The organism is Kitasatospora sp. NPDC036993 (genome assembly GCF_055607525.1).
The window spans coordinates 191,440-217,105 of the sequence record NZ_JBVJRP010000014.1; the positions used below are offsets into that span (position 1 = coordinate 191,440).

Sequence of the window (25,666 nt, forward strand, 5' to 3'; positions counted from 1 at the left end):
ATTTCCGGCGCATCAAGTGTTGAGGTGGCCATGCCTGAGTTCCCTGCCGATGACGCTGCCATCGCCGTCGTAGGACTCGCCTGCCGACTGCCGGGCGCCACGACACCGCGGGCCTTCTGGAAACTGCTCTGCGACGGCGTGGACGCGATCGGCGAGTTCCCCCTCGACCGCGGCGACCTGCCGGCCGAGGGCGTGCCGCGCCAGGGCGGATTCCTCGACCGGATCGACGGGTTCGACCCCGGCTTCTTCGGCATCTCGCCGCGCGAGGCCACCGCCATGGACCCCCAGCAGCGGCTGATGCTGGAGCTGAGCTGGGAGGCGCTGGAGGACGCCCGGATCGTCCCGGACGCCCTGCGCGGCAGCCGCACCGGCGTCTTCGTCGGCGTGATGGCCTCCGACTACGCCACCCTCGCCCAGCGCGGCGGCGCCGCGGCCATCGGCCCCCACTCGCTGGCCGGCCTGCAACGCGGCCTGATCGCCAACCGGGTCTCCTACGCCGTCGGGCTGCGCGGCCCCAGCATGACCGTCGACGCCGGACAGTCCTCCTCGCTGGTCGCGGTGCACGTGGCCGCCGACAGCCTGCGGCGCGGCGAGGCCACCCTCGCCCTGGCGGGCGGCGTGCACCTGATCGCGGCCCCGGAGAGCACCGTCGGCGCGGCCCGCTTCGGCGCGCTCTCCCCGGACGGTCGCTGCCACACCTTCGACGAGCGCGCCAACGGCTACGTCCGCGGCGAGGGCGGCGTCGTCGTCGCGCTCAAGACCGTCGCCAGGGCCGTCGCCGACGGCGACCGGATCTACGCCGTCATCCGCGGCAGCGCCGTCAACAACGACGGCGGCGGCGACAGCCTCACCACCCCGAGCCGCGACGCCCAGGCCGACGTGCTGAGCGCCGCCTACCGCCGGGCCGGCATCGCCCCCGACGCGGTCCGCTACGTCGAACTGCACGGCACGGGCACCGCCGTGGGCGACCCGATCGAGGCGGCGGCCCTCGGCGCCGTGCTCGGCGCGGGACGCACCCCGGGCACCGCGCTGCGGGTCGGCTCCGCCAAGACCAACATCGGCCACCTGGAAGGCGCCGCCGGCGCCGCCGGCCTGCTCAAGGCCGTGCTGTCGGTGACCCACCGGCAGCTCCCGCCCAGCCTCAACTTCGAGCGCCCCAACCCGCGCATCCCGCTGGACGAACTCGGCCTGCGGGTGCAGACCGCCCTCGAACCCTGGCCCGAGGGCCCGCGGATCGCGGGCGTCAGCTCCTTCGGCATGGGCGGCACCAACTGCCACGTCGTGCTCACCGAGTGGCCGGGCCGGGCGGAGGCCCCGCGCGAGCGGACCGCCGCCGACGACGCACCGGTGCTCTGGCCGCTGTCCGGCCGCACCGAGGACGCGGTGCGCGAGCAGGCCGCCAGGCTGCGCGCCCACCTGGAGGCCGACCCGGCCGCCGACCCGGCCGACATCGGCCACTCCCTGGCCACCACCCGCGCCGCCTTCGCCCGCCGGGCCGTCGTGGTCGGCCGGTCCCGGGACGAACTGCTGCGCGGCCTCGGCTCGCTGGCCGCCGGCGAGCCCGTGCGCGGAGTGGTCTCCGGCGAGACCGACGAGGGCCGGACGGCCTTCCTGTTCACCGGCCAGGGCTCGCAGCGGGCCGGGATGGGGCGCGGGCTGTACGAGGCGTTCCCGGTCTACGCCGAGGCCTTCGACGCGGTCTGCGCGGAGCTGGGTCTCCACCTCGACCGGCCGGTGCGCGAGGTCGTCTTCGAGGGCGTGGACCTGGACCGGACGGTGTGGGCGCAGGCGGGGCTGTTCGCCGTCGAGGTGGCCACCTTCCGGTTGCTGGAATCCTGGGGCGTGGTACCGGAGTTCCTGCTCGGGCACTCGATCGGTGAGATCGCGGCGGCGCACGTCGCGGGGGTGTTCTCGCTGGCCGACGCGTGCGCGCTGGTGGCGGCGCGTGGCCGGCTGATGCAGGCGCTGCCGGAGGGCGGCGCGATGCTCGCCGTGCAGGCGGGCGAGGCCGAGGTGCGCGAGGCGATCGGTGAGCGGCTCGACGTCGCGGCCGTCAACGGGCCTTCCTCGATGGTGGTTTCGGGCCCCGCCGAGGTGGTGGACGAGTTCGCCGCCCGCTGGAAGGCCGAGGGCCGCAAGACCAGCCGGCTGACCGTCTCCCATGCGTTCCACTCGGCCCTGATGGAGCCGATGCTCGCCGAATTCGCCGCCGTCCTGGAGCAGTTGACCTTCGCCGAGCCGCGCATCCCGATCGTCTCCGATCTGACCGGCGCGATCGCCGAACCCGGGCTGCTCACCACCCCCGACTACTGGGTCCGCCAGGTCCGCGAGGCCGTCCGCTTCGCCGACGGCGTCGAGACGCTCGACGGCCAGGGCGTCACCCGCTTCCTCGAACTCGGCCCGGACGGCGTGCTGTGCGCGATGGCCCGGCAGGCCGGCGCCGAGGGCGCGCTCGCCCCGGCCCTGCGCAAGGACCGCGACGACGCGCAGACCCTGCTCGGCGCCGTGGCCCTGTTGCACACCGTCGGGGTGACGCCCGACTGGGACGCCGTCTTCGCCGGCCACGACCCCCGGCCGGTCGACCTGCCCACCTACGCCTTCCAGCGCCGCCGCTTCTGGCTGGACGCCCCCGCCCGGCCGGCCGCCGGGCCCGTTCCCGCCGCGCAGGCCCCGGCCGTCACACCGGCCGAGCCCGTCACCGAGCCTCTCGCCGAGCGGCAGGACGAGCGGCGGGACGAGCGGCGGGACGAGCGGCGGGACGAACGGGCGCTGCTGCACCAGATCCGCGCCCAGGTCGCCGCCGTCCTCGACTACCAGAGCCCCGGCGACGTCGACGCCCGGCTCACCTTCCGCGACCTCGGCCTCGACTCGCTCACCGCCGTCGAACTGCGCGACCGCCTCGCCGCCGCCACCCGGCTGCGGCTGCCGGACTCCCTGGTCTACGACCACCCGACCCCGCTGCGCCTGGCCGGCCACCTCTCCGGCCTGCTCTACGGCGAGCCCGCCACCGTCACGCCCGGCACCCCCGCCCCCGGCGCCGCGAGCGACGAGCCGATCGCGATCGTCGCCATGAGCTGCCGCTACGCGGGCGGCATCGACACCCCCGAGGCCCTGTGGCAGGCCGTCTTCGAGGGCCGCGACCTGGTCACCGGCTTCCCCGAGGACCGCGGCTGGGACATCGCGGGCGTCTACGCCGACGAGGGCCGCAACCCGACCGGCACGCTCACCCCCGCCGGGGCGTTCCTGACCGACGCGACCCGCTTCGACGCGGCGTTCTTCGGCATCTCCCCGCGCGAGGCCCTCGCCATGGACCCGCAGCAGCGGCTGCTGCTGGAGACGGCCTGGGAGGCCGTCGAGCGCCTCGGCGTCCACCCCGCCGAGCTGCGCGGCAGCCGTACCGGCGTGTTCGTCGGCGCCACCGCCCAGGACTACGGCCCCCGGCTGCACGAGGCCCCGGCCGACCTGGAAGGCCACCTGCTGACCGGCAACACCGCGAGCGTCGCCTCCGGCCGGATCGCCTACGTGCTCGGCCTGGAGGGCCCGGCCGTCACCGTGGACACCGCCTGCTCCTCCTCGCTGGTCGCCCTGCACCTGGCCGCCCAGTCGCTGCGCCTCGGCGAGTGCGCCCTGGCCCTGGCCGGCGGCGCCACCGTGCTGGCCACGCCCGGCATGTTCATCGAGTTCAGCAAGCAGCAGGGCCTGTCGGCCGACGGCCGCTGCAAGGCCTTCGCCGACGGCGCCGACGGCACCGGCTGGGGCGAGGGCGTCGGCCTGCTCGCACTGGAGCGGCTCTCCGACGCCGAGCGGCTGGGCCACCCGGTGCTGGCCGTGATCCGCGGCAGCGCGATCAACCAGGACGGCGCCTCCAACGGCCTGTCCGCGCCCAACGGCCCGTCCCAGGAGCGGGTGATCCGGCAGGCGCTGGCCGGCGCCGGGCTGACCGCCGCCGACGTGGACGCCGTCGAGGCGCACGGCACCGGCACCGCCCTCGGCGACCCGATCGAGGCCGGCGCCCTGCTGGCCACCTACGGGCAGGGCCGCCCCGCCGGGGACCCGCTCTGGCTCGGCTCGGTGAAGACCAACCTCGGGCACACCCAGGCCGCCGCGGGCGTCGCCGGGATCATCAAGATGGTGCAGGCGATGCGGCACGGCACCCTGCCGCGCACCCTGCACGCCGACACCCCCTCCGGCCGGGTGGACTGGAGCGCCGGCGCCGTCCGGCTGCTCACCGAGGCCAGGGACTGGCCGGAGCGCGACCGTCCGCGCCGGGCGGCGGTGTCCTCCTTCGGCATCAGCGGCACCAACGCCCACATGATCGTCGAGAGCGCGCCGCAGGCCGCCCCGGTGCCGGCCCCGGCCGCCGAGACCGGCCCCACCGGGCCGCTGCCGTTCCCGCTGGCCGCCCGCGGCGAGGCCGCGCTGCGCGCCCAGGCCGCCCGCCTCGCCGAGGCCGTCCGCGGCCAGGACGGGCCGAGCCCCGCCCTCGCCGACATCGGCCTGTCGCTGACCGGCCGGGCCGCCTTCGACCAGCGCGCCGTGGTGGTCGCCGCCGACCGCGCCGAACTGCTGGCCGGCCTGGACGCCCTGGCCCAGGAGCTGCCCGCGCCCCACCTGACCACCGGCACCGCCGGCGCCCCCGACGGCCCGGTGTTCGTCTTCCCCGGCCAGGGCTCGCAGTGGGCCGGCATGGCCGCCGGGCTGTACGCCACCTCCGAGGTCTTCCGCGCCGAACTCACCGCCTGCGCCGAGGCCCTCGCCCCGCACACCGACTGGTCGCTGATCGACGTGCTGCACGGCGCCCCCGGCGCCCCCACGCTGGAACGCGTCGACGTGGTGCAGCCCGCGCTGTTCGCCGTGATGGTGTCGCTGGCGAAGCTCTGGCGGCACTGCGGCGTCGTCCCCGCCGCCGTCATCGGCCACTCCCAGGGCGAGATCGCCGCCGCGCACGTCGCCGGCGGCCTCACCCTCGCGGACGCCGCCCGCATCGTCGCGCTGCGCAGCCGCTACCTGCGCGCCATCGCGGGCACCGGCGGCATGGCGTCGATCCCGCTGCCGACCGCCGAGGTCGAGGCACGGATCGCCCGCTTCGACGGCCGGATCGGCGTCGCCGCGCACAACGGCCCCACCGCCACCGTGGTCGCCGGCGAGGGCGACGCCCTCGACGAGCTCATCGAGGAGTGCCAGGCCCAGGACATCCGCGCCCGGCGCGTCCCGGTCGACTACGCCTCGCACTCCCCGGCCGTCGACCCGCTGCGCGAGGAACTGGCCGCCGCCCTCGCCGGCATCGAGCCCCAGGAGGGCCACACCGCCTTCTACTCCACCGTCACCGGCGGCCTGCTGGCGACCACCGGGCTCGACACCGACTACTGGTTCCGCAACCTGCGACAGGTCGTCCGCTTCGAGCCCACCGTGCGCGCGCTGCTCGCGGCCGGCCACCGCACCTTCATCGAGTCCAGCCCCCACCCGGTGCTCACCTTCGGCATCCAGGAGACCCTGGAGGCCGACGGCCGCGGCGGCGCCGTCCTCGGCACCCTGCGCCGCGACCAGGGCGGCCCCGAGCGGTTCCTCGGCGCGCTCGCCGAGGCGTACGTCGGCGGCGTCGAGGTGGACTGGACGCACGGCCTCCCCGGCTCCGCCCGGCGCGTTCCGCTGCCCACTTACCCCTTCCAGCGCGAGCGGTACTGGCTGGCGCCCGGCGCCGGCACGACCGACGCCACCGGCCTCGGCCTCGACCCCGCCGACCACCCGCTGGTCGGCGCCGCGGTCACCCTCGCGGGCGACGACACCCTGGTCCTCACCGGCCGCCTCTCCACCGCCGACCAGCCCTGGCTCGGCGACCACGTCGTCCTCGGCGCCGTCGTGCTGCCCGGCTCCGCGCTCGTCGACCTCGCCCTGCACGCGGGCCTGCGCTGCGGCTTCCCGCAGCTGGAGGACCTCACCCTGCAGAGCCCGCTGATCCTCCCGGCGGACGGCCAGGTCCAGATCCAGGTGGTGCTGCTGCCGCCGGACGGGACGGGCCGCCGCCCGGTCACCGTCCACTCCCGGCCGCGCGCGGCCGCCGAGGACCGCCCCTGGACCTGGCACGCCACCGGCGCGCTGAGCGCCGAGCCGGCCGCCGCGCCCGCACCGCGGGGCGCCTGGCCGCCCGCCGACGCCGTCCCGCTCCCGGTCCAGGACGCCTACCCCGGCCTGGCCGAGCGCGGCTACGCCTACGGCCCGGCCTTCCAGGGCCTGACCGCCGGCTGGCGGCGCGGGGAGGACCTGTTCGCCGAGGTCACCCTCCCCGACACCCTCCCGACCGACGGCTACGGCATCCACCCGGCGCTGCTGGACGCGGCCCTGCACGTGCTGCTGGTCGACGGCGACCCGGCGCGGACCCGGCTCGCCTTCTCCCTCGCCGGCGTACGGCTGCACGCCGCCGGGGCCACCACCGTCCGGGTGCACGCCGCCCCGGCCGGCCCCGACGGCTCCTACACCGTCACGCTGAGCGACCCGGCCGGCGCCCCCGTCCTGGACATCGACGCGCTGGTGCTGCGTCCCGTCGACCCGGAGCAGGCGGCCGCCGCCCCGGGCACCGCCGACCCGCTCCACCGGCTCGACTGGATCACCGCCCCCGCGACCACCGCGCCCGCGACCGCCGCGCCCGCCGAGTCCGGTCCGACCGCGCCCGCCGACCTCGCGCTCGGCCTGCCCCCGCTGGACGGCGCCCCGGCACCCGCGGCCCTCCTCGTCCCGGTGGCCGGAGACCAGGCCGCCCCCGCCGAGAGCGCCCACACCCTGACCCGGGCCGCCCTCGCGCTGCTCCAGGCCTTCCTCGCCGAGGAGGCCTGGGCGGACACCCGGCTCGTCCTGCTCACCCGCCAGGCCCTCGCGGCCGGCCCGGACGAGGAGGCCCGCGACCTCGCCGCGGCCGCCGTCCTCGGCCTGGCCCGCACCGCCCAGGCCGAGCACCCCGGCCGGATCCTGATCCTCGACCACGACGGCGAGCCCACCGACGAGGCCCTGCGGGCCGCCCTGGCCGGCGACGAGCCGCAGCTCGCGCTGCGGGCCGGCCGCCTGCTGGCGCCCCGGCTGGTGAAGGCAGGGGCCGCCCCGGCCGCCGAGCCCGGCCGCAGGCCGTTCGACCCCGACGGCACCGTCCTGCTGACCGGCGGCACCGGCGCCATCGGCCGCCTGCTGGCCCGCCACCTGGTCACCGCGCACGGCGTCCGCCACCTGCTGCTGGTCGGCCGCCGCGGCCTGCCCGCCGAGGACCTCGCGGAGCTGACCGCCGGACTGGACGCCGAGGTCACCGCCGCCGCCTGCGACGCGGCCGACCCGGACGCCCTGGCCGCCCTGCTGGCCGCCGTCCCCGCCGAGCACCCGCTGACCGCCGTCGTGCACGCCGCCGGCGTCGTCGACGACGCCTCCGTCCAGCGGCTGCGCCCCGAGCAGCTGGACGCGGTGCTGCGCCCCAAGGCCGACGCGGCCTGGAACCTGCACCGGCTCACCCGCGACCTCGACCTGGCCGCCTTCGTCGTCTTCTCCTCACTGGCCAGCACCGTCGGCACCGCGGGCCAGGGCAGCTACGGCGCCGCCAACGCCTTCCTCGACGCCCTCGCCCAGCACCGGCACGCCCTCGGTCTGCCCGCCCAGGCACTGCTCTCCGGCCTCTGGGCGCACGGCGACGGCATGGGCGGCCGGCTCGGCGAGGCCGACCGGGCGCGCCTGGTGCGCGGCGGCCTGGCGCCGATGACCGCCGAACAGGGCCTCGCGCTCTTCGACGCGGCCCTCGCCGACGGCCGTCCGCTGATCGCCCCGGCCCGGATCGCCGTCGCCGAGGCGGCCGGCCGCGCCGAGGCCGTCCCCGCCGTGCTGCGCGGCCTGATCCGCACCCCGCTGCGCCGGGCCTCCGCCGCGGCGGGCGCGAGCGGCCTCGCCGACCGGCTGGCCGCGCTGCCCGCCGCCGACCGCCGCCGCACCCTGCTGGACCTGGTCCGCACCGGCGCCGCGACCGCGCTCGGCCACAGCGACCCGACCGGGATCGCGGTGGACGGCGCGTTCAAGGCCCTCGGCTTCGACTCGCTGATCGCGGTGGAGTTCCGCAACCGGCTGAACGCGGCGGCGGGCCTGCGGCTGCCCACCACCGTCGCCTTCGACCACCCCACGCCGAACGCGCTCGCCGACCACCTGCTCGCCCTGCTGACCTCCGACACCGCCGCCGACCCGGCGCCGACGGCGGCCAGGGCCGCGACCGCCGCCCCCGGCGAGCCGATCGCGATCGTCGCGATGGGCTGCCGTTTCCCCGGCGGCATCGGCTCGCCCGAGGAGCTGTGGCAGGTCGTCGCCGAGGGCGGCGACGTGATCTCCACGCTGCCCACCAACCGCGGCTGGGACCTCGACCGGCTCTTCGACGCCGACCCCGACGAGCCGGGCCGCTCGTACACCCGCGAGGGCGGCTTCCTGCACGACGCGGACCGCTTCGACGCCGCGTTCTTCGGCGTCTCCCCGCGCGAGGCCGCGGCGGCCGACCCGCAGCAGCGGCTGCTGCTGGAGACGGCCTGGGAGGTCGTCGAGCGGGCCGGGATCGACCCGACCGCGCTGCGGCACAGCGCCACCGGCGTGTTCACCGGTGTCGCCACCCAGGAGTACGGCCCGCGGATGGACCACGCCCTGGAGAGCTACGAGGGCTACCGGGTCACCGGCAACGCGGGCAGCGTCGCCTCCGGCCGGGTCGCGTACGCGCTCGGCCTGGAGGGCCCGGCCGTCACCGTGGACACCGCCTGCTCCTCCTCGCTGGTGGCCATGCACCTCGCGGTGCAGGCGCTGCGCTCCGGGGACTGCGACCTGGCGCTGGCCGGCGGCGCCGCCGTGATGTCCACCCCCGGCCTGTTCATCGAGTTCAGCCGGCTGCGCGGACTGTCCCAGGACGGCCGCTGCCGGGCCTTCGGATCGGGCGCGGACGGCTTCGGCCTGGCCGAGGGCGTCGGCCTGGTCATGCTGGAGCGGCTCTCCGACGCCCGGCGCAACGGGCACCAGGTGCTCGCGGTGATCCGCGGCACCGCGATCAACCAGGACGGCGCGTCCAACGGTCTGACGGCGCCCAACGGCCCGTCCCAGGAGCGGGTGATCCGGCAGGCGCTGGCCAACGCGGGGGTCCCGGCCGCCGAGGTCGACGCCGTCGAGGCGCACGGGACGGGCACCACGCTGGGCGACCCGATCGAGGCGCACGCGCTGCTCGCCACCTACGGCCAGGAGCGGGCGGGCGAGCCGCTGTGGCTCGGCTCGGTGAAGTCCAACCTCGGGCACACCCAGGCCGCGGCCGGCGTGGCGGGCGTGATCAAGATGGTGCTGGCGATGCGGCACGGACTGCTGCCCGCCACGCTGCACGTGGACGAGCCGTCCGAGCACGTGGAGTGGGCGACGGGCGCCGTGGAGCTGCTGGCCGAGGCGCGTCCCTGGCCCGAGGCGGGGCGCCCGCGCCGCGCGGGCGTCTCCTCGTTCGGCATGAGCGGCACCAACGCCCACCTGATCCTGGAGGCCGCGCCCGCGGCGCGCCCGGTGGAGCCGGCGGCCGTCGAGGGCCCGGTGCCGTGGCTGTTGTCGGGCAAGACGCCGGCCGCGCTGGCCGGGCAGGCCGAGCGGCTGCGGGAGTTCGCGCTGGAGCGTCCGGAGGACGCGGTGGCGGACGTGGCGTCCGCACTGCTGTCCAGGGCCGCTCTGGAGCACCGCGCGGTGGTGCTGGGCGGCGACCGGCAGGCGCTGCTGGACGGGCTGGCCGTGCTCGGCGGCGAGGGTGTGGTGCGGGGCCGGGTGGTTCCCGGTGACGTGGTGTTCGTGTTCCCGGGGCAGGGTTCGCAGTGGGTCGGCATGGCGTGGGAACTCGCCGAGGCCTCACCGGTGTTCGCGGCGCGACTGGCGGAGTGTGAGGCGGCGCTGGCGCCGTACGTGGACTGGTCGCTGACCGGGGTGCTGCGGGAGGCCGCCGAGCTGGAGCGGGTCGACGTCGTCCAGCCGGTGCTGTGGGCCGTCATGGTGTCGCTGGCGGAGGTCTGGCGGGCGCACGGTGTGGAGCCGTCCGCCGTCGTCGGCCACTCCCAGGGCGAGATCGCGGCCGCGGTGGTCGCGGGTGCGCTGTCCGTGGAGGACGGCGCCCGGGTGGTGGCGCTGCGCAGCCAGGCGATCACCGAACTGGCCGGTGGCGGCGGGATGGTGTCCGTCGCGGCGGGCAGCGCGGTGGTCGAGGGGCTGATCGCGTCCTTCGACGGCCGGATCTCGGTGGCGGCCTTCAACGGTCCTTCCTCGACGGTGGTTTCGGGTGAACCGGACGCGCTGGACGAGCTGATGGCGCTCTGCGAGGCCCGTGAGGTGCGAGCCCGTCGGATCCCGGTGGACTACGCCTCGCACTCGGCCCAGGTGGACCGGCTGCGTGAGCGCATCCTGGCGGAGCTGGGCGAGATCGCTCCGGTGACCTCCACCGTGCCGCTGTACTCCACGCTGACCGGTACCCCGATCGACACCGCGCGGATGGGCGCGGAGTACTGGTTCGACAACCTGCGCTCCCCGGTCCGTTTCGAGGAGGCGACCCGGGCGCTGCTGGGCGGCGGCCGGTCGGTGTTCGTGGAGTGCAGTCCGCACCCGGTCCTGACCGTCGGCGTGCAGGAGACCGCCGACGCGGTCGGGACCGAGGCGGCCGTGCTCGGCACGCTGCGGCGTGGACAGGGCGGCCCCGGCCGGCTGCTGACCGCCCTGGCCGAGGCCTGGACGGCCGGTGTGGCCGTCGACTTCACCGCGGTCGTGCCCGCCGGCCGCCGCGTCGAGCTGCCGACGTACGCCTTCCAGCGCGAGCGCTACTGGCTGGAGCAGGCCACCGCGCAGGCCGCCGAGAGCGACCCGGCCGAGGCCCGGTTCTGGGACGCGGTCGAGCGCGAGGACCTGGCCGAACTGTCCGAGGCGCTGCGGCTGGACGACACCCCCGAGCTGCTCGGCTCGGTGCTGCCCGCGCTGGCCGACTGGCGGCGCCGCCGCCGGGACCGCTCGACGCTGGACTCCTGGCGCTACCGGATCGGCTGGAAGCCGGTGGACGGCGCGCGTGGCACGGCCGCCCTGACCGGCACCTGGCTGGTGGTGGCCACCGAGGAGGCCGCCGCCGAGGAGGTCGTCACCGCGATCCGCGCCGCCGGGGCGCAGACCGTCACCCTGGTCGTCGCCGACCCGGCCGTGGACCGGACGGCGCTGGCCGGGGCGCTCCTCGGTGCCGTCCCGCCGGCCGAGCCGCTCGCCGGGGTGGTCTCGCTGGCCGGCCTGGCCGAGGATCCGCTGCCCGGCACCGCGCTGCCCGCGGGCCTGGCCGTCTCGCTGACCCTGGTGCAGGCGCTCGGCGACGCCGGGATCGCCGCCCCGCTGTGGAACCTGACCCGCGGCGCCGTCTCCACCGGCCGCGCCGACCGCCTCGACCACCCGGTGCAGGCCCAGCTCTGGGGCTTCGGCCGGTCGCTGGCGCTGGAGCACCCGGACCGCTGCGGCGGCCTGGTCGACCTGCCGCCGGTGCTCGACGCGCGGGCCGGCCGGCGGCTGGCCGCGGTCCTGTCCGGCGCCATCGGCGAGGACCAGACGGCCGTACGCTCCTCCGGGACCTTCGCGGCCCGGCTGCTGCGCGCCCCCGAACCCGCACCCGCCGGTGAGCCGGGGCGGCTGTCCGGGACCGTCCTGGTCACCGGGGCCGACGGCGCCCTCGGCCGGCAGGCCGCCCGCTGGGCGGCCGGCCGCGGCGCGGAACGCCTGCTGCTGGCCGCCACCGGTCTGGATGGCGAACTCCTGGAGTTCACCGAGGAGTTGACCGAGGCCGGTACTCCGGCCGAGGCCGTCGCGGTGGACCTCGGGGACGGCGCCGCGCTCGCCGCGCTGCTCGCCGAGCACCCCGTCGCCGGCGTGGTCTTCACCGCGGAGACCGGCCCCACCGAGGCCCTGGAGCTGAGCGGCCGGGCCGGTTTCGAAGCCGTCCTCGCCGCCAAGACCGCCGGCGCCGCCCAGCTGCACGCCGCCCTCGCGGACGCGCCGCTGGACGCCTTCGTGCTGTTCTCCTCGATCGCCGGCGTCTGGGGCAGCGGCGGCCAGGCCGCCTACGCGGCCGGCAACGCCTACCTGGACGCCCTGGCCGAGCACCGCGCTTCGCTGGGCCTGCCCGCCACCGCCGTCGCCTGGGGCCCGTGGTCCGGCGGCCCGGACGGCCGCGGCGCGGACTTCCTGAGCCGCCGCGGCATCCCCGCCATGGACCCCCGGCTGGCCCTGGCCGCGCTGGACCGGGCCGTCGACCGGGACGAGACCGCCGTGGTCGTCGCCGACGTCGACTGGCCGGTCTTCACCGCCTCCTTCACCTCCGCCCGGCCCAGCCCGCTGCTCGCCGACCTGCCGGGGCCGCGCACCGCGACGGCCGAGGCCGCGCCCGGCAGCGGCCCGGCGTTCGGCGGCCGGATCGCCGCCCTGTCCGCCGCCGAGCGCGAGCGCGAGACCCTGGCCGTGGTCCGCGCCGAGGTCGCGGCGGTGCTCGGACACGCCGACCCGAGCGGCCTGGAGACCGGCCGCACCTTCAAGGACCTCGGCTTCGACTCGCTGACGGCCGTGGAACTGGGCAAGCGCCTGGCGGCCGGCACCGGCACCCCGGTGCCCGCCACCGCCGTGTTCGACCACCCGACCATCGGCGAGATGACCCGCTTCCTGGTCGGCGGGCTCGACGCGGGACCGGTCGCGACGGCCACCGCCGCCACCGACGAGCCGATCGCGATCATCGGCATGAGCTGCCGCTTCCCCGGCGGCGTCGAGGGCCCCGAGGACCTCTGGCGGCTGGTCACCGAGGGCGGGGACGCCATCGGCGGCTTCCCCGGCGACCGCGGCTGGGACGTCGAGGGCCTCTACCACCCCGACCCCGACCGCCAGGGCCGCACCTACGTCACCTCCGGCGGCTTCCTCGCCGGGGCGGGCGACTTCGACGCCGGCCTGTTCGGCATCTCCCCGCGCGAGGCCGTGGCCATGGACCCGCAGCAGCGGCTGCTGCTGGAGTCCGCCTGGGAGGCCTTCGAGGACGCCGGGATCGACGCGGCCGGCGTGCGCGGCAGCCAGGGCGGCGTCTTCGTCGGCATGACCTCCTCCGGCTACGGGCAGGGCGCGGCGCTGCCCGACGGCGTCGAGGGCCACGTGCTGACCGGCACCACGACCAGCGTCGCCTCCGGCCGGCTGGCGTACACCTTCGGCCTGGAGGGCCCCGCCGTCACGGTGGACACCGCCTGCTCCTCCTCGCTGGTGGCCCTGCACATGGCCGCCGGGGCGCTGCGCTCCGGCGAGTGCTCCATCGCCCTCGCGGGCGGCGTGACCGTCATGGTGTCGCCCGACTCCTTCATCGAGTTCAGCCGCCAGCGCGGCCTCGCCGTCGACGGCCGCTGCAAGCCGTTCTCGGCGGCGGCGGACGGCACCAGCTGGTCCGAGGGCGTGGGCATGCTGCTCGTCGAGCGGCTCTCCGACGCCCGGCGCAACGGGCACCGGGTGCTGGCCGTGCTGCGCGGCAGCGCGGTCAACCAGGACGGCGCCTCCAACGGCCTCACCGCGCCGAACGGCCCCGCCCAGCAGCGGGTGATCCGCCAGGCGCTGGCCAACGCCCGGCTGGAGGCCGGCGAGGTCGACGCGGTCGAGGCGCACGGCACCGGCACCCGGCTCGGCGACCCGATCGAGGCCCAGGCGCTGCTCGCCACGTACGGTCAGGACCGCCCGGCCGACCGGCCGCTGTGGCTCGGCTCGGTCAAGTCCAACATCGGCCACACCCAGGCCGCCGCCGGTGTCGCCGGCGTGATCAAGATGGTCATGGCGATGCGCCACGGCGAGCTGCCGGGGCTGCTCCACCTGGACGCGGCCTCGCCGCACGTGGACTGGTCGGCCGGCGCCGTCGAACTGCTGGCCGCCGCCCGGCCCTGGCCCGAGCAGGGCCGGCCGCTGCGGGCCGGTGTCTCCTCCTTCGGCGTCAGCGGCACCAACGCCCACGTCATCCTGGAGAGCGCCCCGGCCGGGCAGGCCCCCGCCCCGGACGCGCCGCGGCGGCCCACCGCGCCCGCCGACGGCGTGCCGCTGCCCTGGCTGCTGTCCGCCGCCGACCCGGCGGCGCTGGCCGCCCAGGCCGAGCGGCTGCACGTCTTCGCCGCGGCCGGCACCGACGCCGACCCGGCCGACGTCGCACTGTCGCTGGCCACCGGCCGGACCGGCCTGGCACGGCGCGCCGTCGTGCTGGCCGCCGACCGCCCCGGCCTGCTGGCCGGCCTCACCGCGCTGGCCGGCGGCGCCGAGGCGCCCGGCGTGCTGCGCGGCGAGACCGCCGACGGCCGCTCGGCGTTCCTGTTCTCCGGCCAGGGCTCCCAGCGCCCCGGCATGGGCCGCGCCCTCTACGCCGCCTTCCCGGTGTTCGCCGACGCCCTGGACGCCGTCTGCGCCCGGCTCGACACCGAGCTGGACCACCCGCTGCGCGAGGTGATGTTCGCCGAGGCGGGCACCCCCGTGGCCGCCCTGCTCGACCGCACCGTCCACACCCAGGCCGCGCTGTTCGCCTTCGAGGTGGCCCTGTTCCGGCTGCTGGAGGACTGGGGGGTGCGGGCGGACTTCCTGCTCGGCCACTCCATCGGCGAGATCGCCGCCGCGCACGCCGCCGGCGTGCTGTCGCTCGACGACGCCTGCACCCTGGTCGCCGCGCGCGGCCGGCTGATGCAGGCGCTGCCCGCCGGCGGCGCGATGCTCGCCGTCGAGATCGACGAGGCCGGGGCCGCCGAGGCGCTCGCCGCCTCCGACGGCCCGGTCGGCATCGCCGCCGTCAACGGGCCCCGGGCGGTCGTGGTCTCCGGACCGCAGGACGCGATCGACGAACTGGCCGGGCGCTGGCGCGCCGAGGGCCGGCGGACCAGCCGGCTGCGGGTCTCGCACGCCTTCCACTCCGCCCTGATGGAGCCGATGCTCGCCGAGTTCGCGGCCGTCGCCGAGGGCCTGGACTACCACCCGCCGCGCATCCCGCTGGTCTCGAACCTGACCGGCACCGCCGTCGGCGCCGAGGAGGTCTGCGACCCCGGGTACTGGGTGCGGCACGTCCGCGAAGCCGTCCGATTCGCCGACGGCGTGCGCTGGCTCGCCGGCCAGGGCGCCGGCCGCTTCCTGGAGGTCGGCCCCGAGGCGGTGCTCACCGCCATGGCGCGCCTGACCCTGGACGCCGACGGCCGGGACGGCGCCGTCCTGGTGCCCGCCTCCCGGGGCGAGCGGCCCGAGGCCGACACCCTGCTCGGCGCCGTCGCCACCGTCTGGACCGGCGGCGCCGCGGTGGACTGGTCCGCCGTGCTCGCCGACCGCGGCGCCCGGCGGATCACCCTGCCCCCGTACGCCTTCCAGCGGCAGCGGTACTGGCTGCGCCCGGGCCGCGCCGCCGACGTGGCCTCCGACGGCCTGCTGCGCACCGAGCACCCGCTGCTCACCGCCGCCGTGCCGCTCGCCGACGGCGAGGGCGCGCTGCTGACCGGCCGGCTGTCGCTCGCCGCGCAGCCCTGGCTGGCCGACCACGCCGTGCGCGGCACGGCCATCCTGCCCGGCACCGGCTTCGTGGAGCTGGCCCTGCGGGCCGGCCGGGAGGTCGGCTGCACCGCGCTGCGGGAGCTGATGGTCGAGGCCCCGCTGGCCGTCCCCGCCACCGGCGGCGTGCGCATCCAGGTGCGGGTCGGCGACCCCGACGAGTCCGGCGACCGCCCGGTGTCCGTGCACGCCCAGGCCGACGGCGCGGCCGGCTGGACCAGGCACGCCTCCGGCGCCCTGGCCACCCGGCCGGAGACCGCGCCGTACGACCTCTCCGCCTGGCCGCCGGCCGGCGCCGAACCGGTCGAACTGGACGGCTACTACGACCGGTTGACCGAGGCCGGCTACGGCTACGGGCCGGTCTTCCGCGGGCTGCGCGCGGCCTGGCGGGCCGAGGACGCGGTCTACGCCGAGATCGCCCTGCCCGCGGACGCGGCCGAGGAGGCCAGCGGCTACGGCGTCCACCCGGCGCTGCTCGACGCCGCCATGCACGCCACCACCGTCGGCGGCTTCCTCGACGGCGCCGGCGCCACGCCGCTGCCCTTCGTCTGGTCCGGGGTGTCCCTGCACGCCACCGGTGCGTCCGTCGCCCGGGTCAGGCTCGCCCCCGCGGGCCGGGACGCGATCTCGATCCGGGTCGCCGACGCCACCGGCGCCCCGGTCGCCGACGTCCGCTCGCTGACCCTGCGCCCGACGCCCACCGGGCGGCGGGACACCCGCCGCGCGGAGGCCGGCGACGCGCTGTTCGCGGTCGAGTGGACCGCGCTGCCGGCCGGCGCCGCCGCCGAGCCCTGCCCGGTCGCCGAGCTGGCCGAGGTCGAGGCCGGCCTGGCCTCCGCCGCCCTGGTGCTGCACCGGGTCGAGGCGACCGGCGACGCCGCCGCCCGCGCCCGCACCGCCACCGGCGCGGCGCTCGACGCCGCCCGGCGCTGGCTGACCGGCGACCGGGACGAGGCCGCCCGCCTGGTGGTCGTCACCCGCGGCGCCGCCGCCGTGCAGCCGGGCGAGGAACCCGCCGACCCGGCGGGCGCCGCCGTCTGGGGCCTGCTCCGCTCGGCCCAGTCCGAGCACCCGGACCGCCTGCTGCTGCTCGACGACGACGGCACCGCCGACTGGGCCCTGGTCCGCCGGGCCGTCGAACTGGGGGAGAACCAGCTCGCCGCCCGCGCCGGCGCCCTCTACGCGCCCCGGCTGGTCCGGGTGCCCGCCTCCGCCGCGCTGACCGTCCCCGAGGACGCCGCCGCCTGGACCCTCGACCCCACCGAGCCCGGCATCCTGACCAGCCTGCGGCTGCTGCCCGCCGACACCGCCGAGCGGCCGCTCGGCCCCGGCGAGGTCCGGATCGGCGTCCGCGCGGCCGGCGTGAACTTCCGCGACGTGCTGCTCGCGCTCGGCATGTACCCCGAGCGCGCCGAACTCGGCTCCGAGGGCGCCGGCGTCGTCCTGGAGGTCGGTGCGGACGTCACCGACCTGGCCGTCGGCGAGCGGGTCCTCGGCCTGTTCCCCGGCGGCTTCGGCCCGGTCGCCGTCGCCGACCGGCGCCGGCTCGCCCGGATCCCGGCCGGCTGGACCTTCACCGAGGCCGCCTCGATGCCGGTCGTCTTCGTGACCGCCTACTACGGTCTGGTGGACGTGGCCGCCGCCAGGCCGGGGGAGTCGGTGCTGGTGCACGCCGCGGCCGGCGGCGTGGGCATGGCCGCCGTCCAGCTCGCCCGCCATCTGGGCCTGGAGGTGTACGGCACCGCCAGCGCCGGCAAGTGGGACGTGCTGCGAGCCGCCGGACTGGACGACGCCCACCTCGCCTCCTCCCGCGACCTCGGCTTCGAGGAGTCGTTCCGCGCCGCCACCGGCGGCCGGGGCGTGGACGTGGTGCTCAACTCGCTGGCCGGCGAGTTCATGGACGCCTCGCTGCGGCTGCTCGCCGACGGCGGGCGCTTCGCCGACATGGGCAAGGCCGACCCGCGCGACGCCGAGCGGGTCGCCGCCGACCACCCGGGCGTGCGCTACCGCGCCTTCGACCCCTCCGAGGCCGGCCCGCAGCGGATGGGCGAGATCCTCACCGAGGTGCTCGGGCTGTTCGAGTCCGGTGCGCTGCGGCTGCTGCCGATCACCGCCTGGGACGTCCGCGAGGCGCCCGCCGCGTTCCGGCACATCAGCCAGGCCAGGCACGTCGGCAAGAACGTGGTCACCGTCCCGGCGCCGCTCGACCCCGAGGGCACCGTGCTGATCACCGGCGGCACCGGCACCCTCGGTGGCCTGCTGGCCCGCCACCTGGTCACCGAACGCGGCGTACGGCACCTGCTGCTGCTCAGCCGGCGCGGCGCCGACAGCCCCGGCGCGGCCGAACTGGTCGAGCAGCTCACGGAGTTGGGTGCCGAGGCGACCGTCGCGGCCTGCGACGCCGCCGACCGGGACGCGCTGGCCGCGCTGCTCGCGCGGATCCCCGCCGAGCACCCGCTGACCGGCGTCGTGCACACCGCGGGCGTGGTCGACGACGGCGTCGTCACCGCCCTCACCACCGAACAGCTCGCCACCGTGCTGCGCCCGAAGGCGGACGCCGCGCTCCACCTGCACGAGCTGACCGCCGACCGCGACCTCGCGATGTTCGTGCTGTTCTCCTCCGTCGCGGCGGTGCTCGGCCCGCCCGGACAGGGCAACTACGCGGCGGCGAACGGCTTCCTGGACGCGCTGGCCGCGCACCGCCGGGCCCGCGGCCTGGCCGGCGCCTCGCTGGCCTGGGGCCTGTGGGCGGAGTCCAGCGGCATCACCGGCCACCTCACCGGCGCCGACCTGGCGCGGGCGGCCAGGGTCGGCGCCCCGCTGACCACCGCGCAGGGCATGGCCCTGTTCGACGTCGCCGGCACGGTGCCGCGCGCCCACCTGGTCACCTCCAACCTCGACGTCGCCGCGCTGCGCGGCGACCCGGCAGGACCGCCGCCGATGCTGCGCTCCCTGGTCGGCGCCGCGCTGCGCCGGGCCAGCGACGCCCCGACCGCCGCGAGCCTCACCCAGCGGCTCGCCGCCGTCCAGCCGGACGGCCGGCTCCCGCTGCTGGTCGACCTGGTCCGCGAGCAGACCGCCCTGGTGCTCGGCCACGCCTCCCCGGAGGCCGTCGCGGCCGGCCGCGCCTTCAAGGAGGCCGGCTTCGACTCGCTGACCTCGGTGGAACTGCGCAACCGGATGCAGGCCGCCACCGGCCTGCGGCTGCCCGCCACCCTGGTCTTCGACCACCCGAGCCCGGCCGCGCTCGCCGAGTACCTGCTCGGCGAACTGCTCGGCGGCCGGGACGTCCCGGTGGCGGCCCAGGCCGCCGCGGTGGCCACCGACCGGGACCCGGTCGTCATCGTCGGGATGAGCTGCCGCCTGCCGGGCGGCGCCGACAGCCCGGAGCGGCTCTGGGCGCTGCTTGCCGACGGCGGCGACGGCATGACCGGCTTCCCCGCCGACCGCGGCTGGGAGGCCGAGACCGCGGACGCGCCGTACGCGCTCACCGGCGGCTTCCTCCCCGACGCCACCGAGTTCGACGCGGCCCTGTTCGGCATCTCCCCGCGCGAGGCGCTGGCGATGGACCCGCAGCAGCGGCTCTCGCTGGAGGCCGCCTGGGAGGCGTTCGAGGCCGCGGGCGTCGACCCGACCTCGGTGCGCGGCGAGCAGATCGGCGTCTTCCTCGGCGCCGGGACCTCCTACTACGGCATCGGCACCGACCTCTCCACCACGGCCGAGGGGCACGTCCTCGCGGGCACCTCGAACAGTGTGATCTCCGGCCGGGTCTCGTACACCTTCGGCCTGGAGGGCCCCGCCGTCACGGTGGACACCGCCTGCTCCTCCTCGCTGGTCGCGTTGCACCTGGCGGCGCAGGCGCTGCGCGGCGGCGAGTGCGCGATGGCCCTGGCCGGCGGTGTCACGGTGCTGGCGGGGCCGGAGATCTTCGCCGAGTTCAGCCGGCAGGGCGGCGTCGCAGCGGACGGCCGCTGCAAGCCGTTCTCCGCCGAGGCGGACGGCACCGGCTGGTCCGAGGGCGTCGGCATGCTGGTGCTGGAGCGGCTCTCCGACGCCCGCGCGAACGGCCACCGGGTGCTCGCGGTGGTGCGCGGCAGCGCGCTCAACCAGGACGGCGCCTCCAACGGCCTCACCGCGCCCAACGGGCCCTCGCAGGAGCGGGTGATCCGCCAGGCGCTCGCCAACGCCGGACTGACCACCGCCGACGTGGACGCCGTCGAGGCGCACGGCACCGGCACCCGGCTCGGCGACCCGATCGAGGCCGGGGCGCTGCTCGCGACGTACGGTCAGGACCGCCCGGCCGACCGGCCGCTGTGGCTCGGCTCGGTCAAGTCGAACATCGGGCACACCCAGGCCGCGGCCGGCGTCGCCGGGGTGATCAAGATGGTGCAGGCCCTGCGGCACGGGCGGCTCCCGGCCACCCTGCACGTGGACGCGGCCTCGCCGCACGTGGACTGGGCGGCGGGCGCGGTCGAGCTGCTGGCCGAGGCGCGGCCGTGGCCGGCCGTGGACCGGCCGCGCCGGGCCGGCGTCTCCTCGTTCGGCATGAGCGGCACCAACGCCCACGTCATCCTGGAGGCCGCGCCGGTCGTCACCGAGGCCCCGGCCGCCATCGAGGCCGCGACCGCCCCGGAGACCGGCCCCGGGGTGCTCCCGTGGTTCCTGTCCGCCCGCACCCGGGCCGGGCTGGTGGCCCAGGCCGCGCGACTGGGCGCCTTCGCCGCCGAGCGCGACGAGCTCACCGGGGCGGAGATCGGCCGGGCGCTGCTCTCCCGGGCCGCCCTGGACCACCGCGCGGCGGTGCTCGGCAGCGACCGGGCCGAACTGCTGGACGGCCTGGCGGCGCTCGCCGACGACACGGCCAGGGCCGGGGTGGTCACCGGCGTCGCCCAGGAGCGCGACAGCCGTTCGGTGGCCTTCGTCTTCCCGGGGCAGGGCTCCCAGTGGGTCGGCATGGCGCGCGAACTCACCGACTGGTCACCGGAGTTCGCCGGTCGGCTGGCCGAGTGCGAGGCGGCGCTGGCGCCGTACACGGACTGGTCGCTGACCGAGGTGCTGCGGGAGGCCGCGGCCCTGGACCGGGTGGACGTGATCCAGCCGGCGCTCTGGGCCGTGATGGTCTCGCTCGCCGAGGTGTGGCGGGCCCACGGCGTCCGCCCCTCGGCCGTGATCGGCCACTCCCAGGGCGAGATCGCCGCCGCCGTGGTGGCCGGCGCCCTGTCCGTCGAGGACGGCGCCCGGGTGGTCGCGCTGCGCAGCCGGGCCCTGATCGAACTCGCCGGTGACGGCGGCATGGTGTCCGTCGCCGCCGGCAGCGCGGTGGTCGGGGAGCTGATCGCGCCCTTCGACGGCCGGATCTCGGTGGCCGCCTTCAACGGCCCCTCGTCCACCGTCGTGTCCGGCGAACCGGACGCCCTGGACGAACTGATGACGCTCTGCGAGGAGCGCGACGTCCGCGCCCGCCGCATCCCCGTCGACTACGCCTCGCACTCCGCCCAGGTGGAGCGGGTCCGCGAACGGGTCCTGACGGACCTCGCCGGGATCAGCCCGCGGACCTCCCGCGTCCCGCTGTACTCCACGCTGACCGGCGAGCCGATCGACACCGTCCGGATGGACGCCCAGTACTGGTACGACAACCTGCGCTCCACCGTCCGCTTCGAACAGGCCACCCGCGCCCTGCTCGCCGACGGCCGCTCGGTGTTCGTCGAGTGCAGCCCGCACCCCGTCGTCTCGGTCGCCCTCCAGGAGACCGCCGAGGACGCTGGCACCGCGCTCACCGCGGTCGGCACCCTGCGGCGCGACGACGGCGGCGCCGAGCGCTTCCTGAACGTCCTCGCCGAACTCTGGACGGCCGGCGTCCCGGTGGACGCCACCGGCGTGCTGCCCGCCGCCGGGCCCGTCGCCCTGCCCACCTACGCCTTCCAGCGCGAGCGCTTCTGGCCCAGGCCCCTCGCCGCGCACGACGCCGCCGCCGTCGGCCAGGTCACCGCCGGCCACCCGCTGCTGCGCGCCGCCGTCCCGCTCACCGACGACGCCGTCGTGCTGACCGGACGGCTCTCCACCACGAGCCACCCGTGGCTCGCCGACCACGCCGTGCTCGGCCGCACCCTGGTGCCCGGCGCGGCCTTCGTGGAGATGGCCCTGCGGGCCGGCGAACAGGCCGGCTGCGCCCTGCTCCGGGAACTGGTGCTCCAGGCCCCGCTGGTGCTCACCGCGACGGACGGCGCGGCCGTCCAGGTCGCCGTCGGCCCGGCGGACGGCGCCGGCGACCGCACGGTCGAGGTGTCCTCCCGCGCCGGCGAGGACGCGCCGTGGATCTGCCACGCCACCGGCCTGCTCGGCGCGGACGCCCCCGCCGTCGGCTTCGACCACACCACGTGGCCGCCCGCCGGTGCCGGGCCCGTCGACGTCGAGGGCTTCTACGAGGCGCTGACCACGGCCGGCTACGGCTACGGCCCCGCCTTCCAGGGCCTGCGCGCCGCCTGGCGGGACGGCGACACCGTCTACGCCGACGTCGCCCTGCCCCAGGACGTCCAGGCCGACGGCTACGGCGTGCACCCCGCGCTGCTGGACGCCGCCCTGCACGCCGCCGCCCTCGACGCCGAGGCCGGCACCAGGCTGCCCTTCGCCTGGACCGGCGTCTCGCTGCACGCCGTCGGCGCCACCGCGCTGCGGGTCGCCCTCACCCACGGCCCCGGCGGCACCACCCTGCGGGCCGCCGACCCCACCGGCGCCCCGGTGCTCGCCATCGACGCGCTGACCGCCAGGGAGGTCACCCCCGAGGCCCTGGACGGCGGCGCCGGACGCCGCGTCCACGACGCCCTGTTCGCCCTGGACTGGGTGCCCGCGACCGACCCGGCCGCCGCCCCCGACACCACCGGCTGGGCGGTGCTCGGACAGGACGACGCCGGACTGCCGCGGGCCGTCCGGCACGCCGACCTCGCCGCCCTGACCGCCGCCCTCGACGCGGGCGCGCCCGCGCCCGCCGTCGTGGTCCTGCCGGTACCGGCGGGCGGCGACGCGGAGGCCGTGCTGCGCGCCACCTCCGCCACCCTCGGCCTGCTGCGCGACTGGCTCGCCGAGGAGCGGCTCGGCTCCTCCCGGCTGGTCCTGCTGACCCGCGGCGCCGTCGCCGCCCGGGACGCCGGAGGAGACGGCGCCGACCTCGCCGGAGCCGCCGTCCACGGCCTGGTGGCCTCGGCCCAGGCCGAGCACCCCGGCGGCCTGATCCTGGTCGACCGCGACCCGGCCGGCGACGACGGGGCCTGGCCGGCCGCCGTCGACACCGAACCCAGGACCGCGCTGCGCGACGGCACGGTGCTCGTCCCGCGCCTGGTCCGCACCCCCGCCACGGACACCCCCGCGCTGCCCGGCACCGTCCTGATCACCGGCGGCACCGGCACCCTGGGCGGCCTGGTCGCCCGCCACCTGGCCGCCCGGCACCAGGTGCGGCACCTGGTGCTGCTCGGCCGCCGGGGCGCCGACGGCCCCGGCGCCGCCGAACTGGTCGAACAGCTGCGCGAGCTGGGCGCCGAGGCGACCGTCGTCGCCTGCGACGCCACCGACCGCGACGCGCTCGCCGCGGTGCTGGCCGAGCACCCCGTCACCGGCGTCGTCCACGCGGCCGGCGTGATCGACGACGGCACCGTCACCTCGTACGACACCGACCGGCTCGCCGCGGTGCTGCGCCCCAAGGTGGACGCGGCCCTCCACCTGCACGAGCTGACCGCCGACCGCGACCTCACGATGTTCGTGCTGTTCTCCTCCGCCGCCGGCACCTTCGGCCCCGAGGGCCAGGCCGGCTACGCGGCGGCCAACGCCACCCTGGACGCCCTGGCCGCCCGCCGGGCGGCCGCCGGCCTGCCCGCCGTCTCACTCGGCTGGGGCCTGTGGGCCTCAGCCAGCGGGATGACCGGACACCTGTCCACCGACCAGGTCGCCCGCGCCTCGCGCACCGCGGAGTCGCTGAGCGACGCCGACGGACTCGCCCTGTTCGACGCGGCCGTCGGCTCCGCCCTCCCGCACCTGCTGCCGATCAGGCTGCGCCCGGCCGCCGGACCGGACGGCGAGGTGCCGCCGCTGCTGCGCGCCCTGGTCCGCCCGGCCCTGCGGCGCGCCGCAGCCGCCGAGACCGGCACCGGCGCGCTCGCCCGGCGGCTGGCCGGCCTCGCCGAGGCCGAGCAGGTCAGGACGGTGACCGAGCTGCTCGCCACCGAGGTCGCCGCCGTCCTCGGCCACGCGAGCGCGACCGCCGTCGAGCCGGGGCGGGCCTTCAAGGACCTCGGCTTCGACTCGCTGCTCGCGGTCCGGCTGCGTAACCGGCTCCAGGAGGTCACCGGCCTGCGGCTGCCCGCGACCCTGGTGTTCGACCACCCGACCCCGGCCGTGCTGGCCGAGTTCGTCCGAGGCCGCCTGCTCGGCGGTCGCCCGGCGGGACCGGCCGCCGCCGCGGCGAAGCCCGCCGCGGCCACGGTCGCCCTCGACGAGCCGATCGCGATCGTCGGCATGAGCTGCCGCTACCCCGGCGGCGTCACCGACCCGGACCGGCTGTGGGCGCTGCTGGCCGCCGGCGGGGACGGCATCTCCTCCTTCCCGACCGACCGCGGCTGGGACGTCGCCGCGGTGTACGCCGGCGAGAGCGCGGGCTCCGCGACCGTCTTCGAGGGCGGCTTCCTGCACGACGCCGCCCGGTTCGACGCCGGGCTGTTCGGGATCTCGCCGCGCGAGGCGCTGGCGATGGACCCGCAGCAGCGGCTGCTGCTGGAAGCCTCCTGGGAGGCCTTCGAGAGCGCGGGCCTGGACCCGACCTCGCTGCGCGGCAGCAGGACCGGCGTCTACGCCGGCCTGATGTACCACGACTACGCGACCGGCGGCGGAGCCGTCCCGGACGAGGTCCAGGGCTTCCTGGGCACCGGCAACGCGGGCAGCATCGCCTCCGGCCGGGTGTCGTACACCTTCGGCCTGGAGGGCCCGGCGGTCACCGTCGACACCGCCTGCTCCTCCTCCCTGGTGGCGATGCACCAGGCGGCGCAGGCGCTGCGCTCCGGTGACTGCGACCTGGCGCTGGCCGGCGGTGTCACCGTGCTCGCCACGCCCGCGGTGTTCACCGAGTTCAGCCGCCAGGGCGGGCTGGCCTCCGACGGCCGCTGCAAGGCCTTCTCGGCCGCGGCCGACGGCAGCGGCTGGTCCGAGGGCGTCGGCGTGCTGGTGCTGGAGCGGCTCTCCGACGCCCGGCGCAACGGGCACGAGGTGCTGGCGGTGGTGCGGGGTTCGGCGGTGAACCAGGACGGTGCGTCGAACGGTCTGACGGCGCCGAACGGGCCTTCGCAGGAACGGGTGATCCGGCAGGCGCTGGCGAGTGCCGGGCTGTCGGCCGCCGAGGTGGACGCGGTGGAGGCGCACGGGACGGGCACCAAGCTGGGTGACCCGATCGAGGCGCAGGCGCTGCTGGCGACGTACGGTCAGGACCGGTTCGCCGACCGGCCGCTGTGGCTGGGCTCGATCAAGTCCAACCTCGGGCACACTCAGGCCGCGGCCGGCGTGGCGGGCGTGATCAAGATGGTGCTGGCGATGCGGCACGGGGTGCTGCCGGCCACCCTGCACGTGGACGCGCCGTCCCCGCACGTGGACTGGTCGGCCGGCGCGGTGGAACTGCTCACCGAGGCCCGTCCGTGGCCCGAGGCCGGCCGGCCGCGCCGCGCGGGCGTCTCCTCGTTCGGCATCAGCGGCACCAACGCCCACGTGATCCTGGAGTCCGTGCCGGCCGTCGAGTCCGCCGAGTCTCCGGCTGTCGAAGGTCCGGTGCCGTGGCTGCTGTCCGGCCGGACGCCGGCCGCGCTGGCCGGGCAGGCCGAGCGGTTGCGGGAGTTCGCCGCGGAGCGTGCGGAGCTGGCGGTGGCGGACGTGGCGTCCGCGCTGCTGTCCCGGGCGGGTCTGGAGCACCGTGCGGTGGTGCTGGGCGGCGACCGGCAGGCGCTGCTGGACGGGCTGGCCGTGCTCGGCGGCGAGGGTGTGGTGCGGGGCCGGGTGGTGCCGGGTGACGTGGTGTTCGTCTTCCCGGGGCAGGGTTCGCAGTGGGTCGGGATGGCGCGTGAAC

1 protein-coding gene is annotated in these 25,666 nt (G+C 77.5%); it reads left to right on the plus strand.

From position 1 onward, the window contains the following. Positions 1-30: 30 nt before the first annotated feature. Positions 31-25,666, plus strand: a 25,636-nt coding sequence (locus ACZ7C5_RS27915; protein WP_470323674.1) for a type I polyketide synthase, incomplete at its 3' end; no start/stop codon positions are given.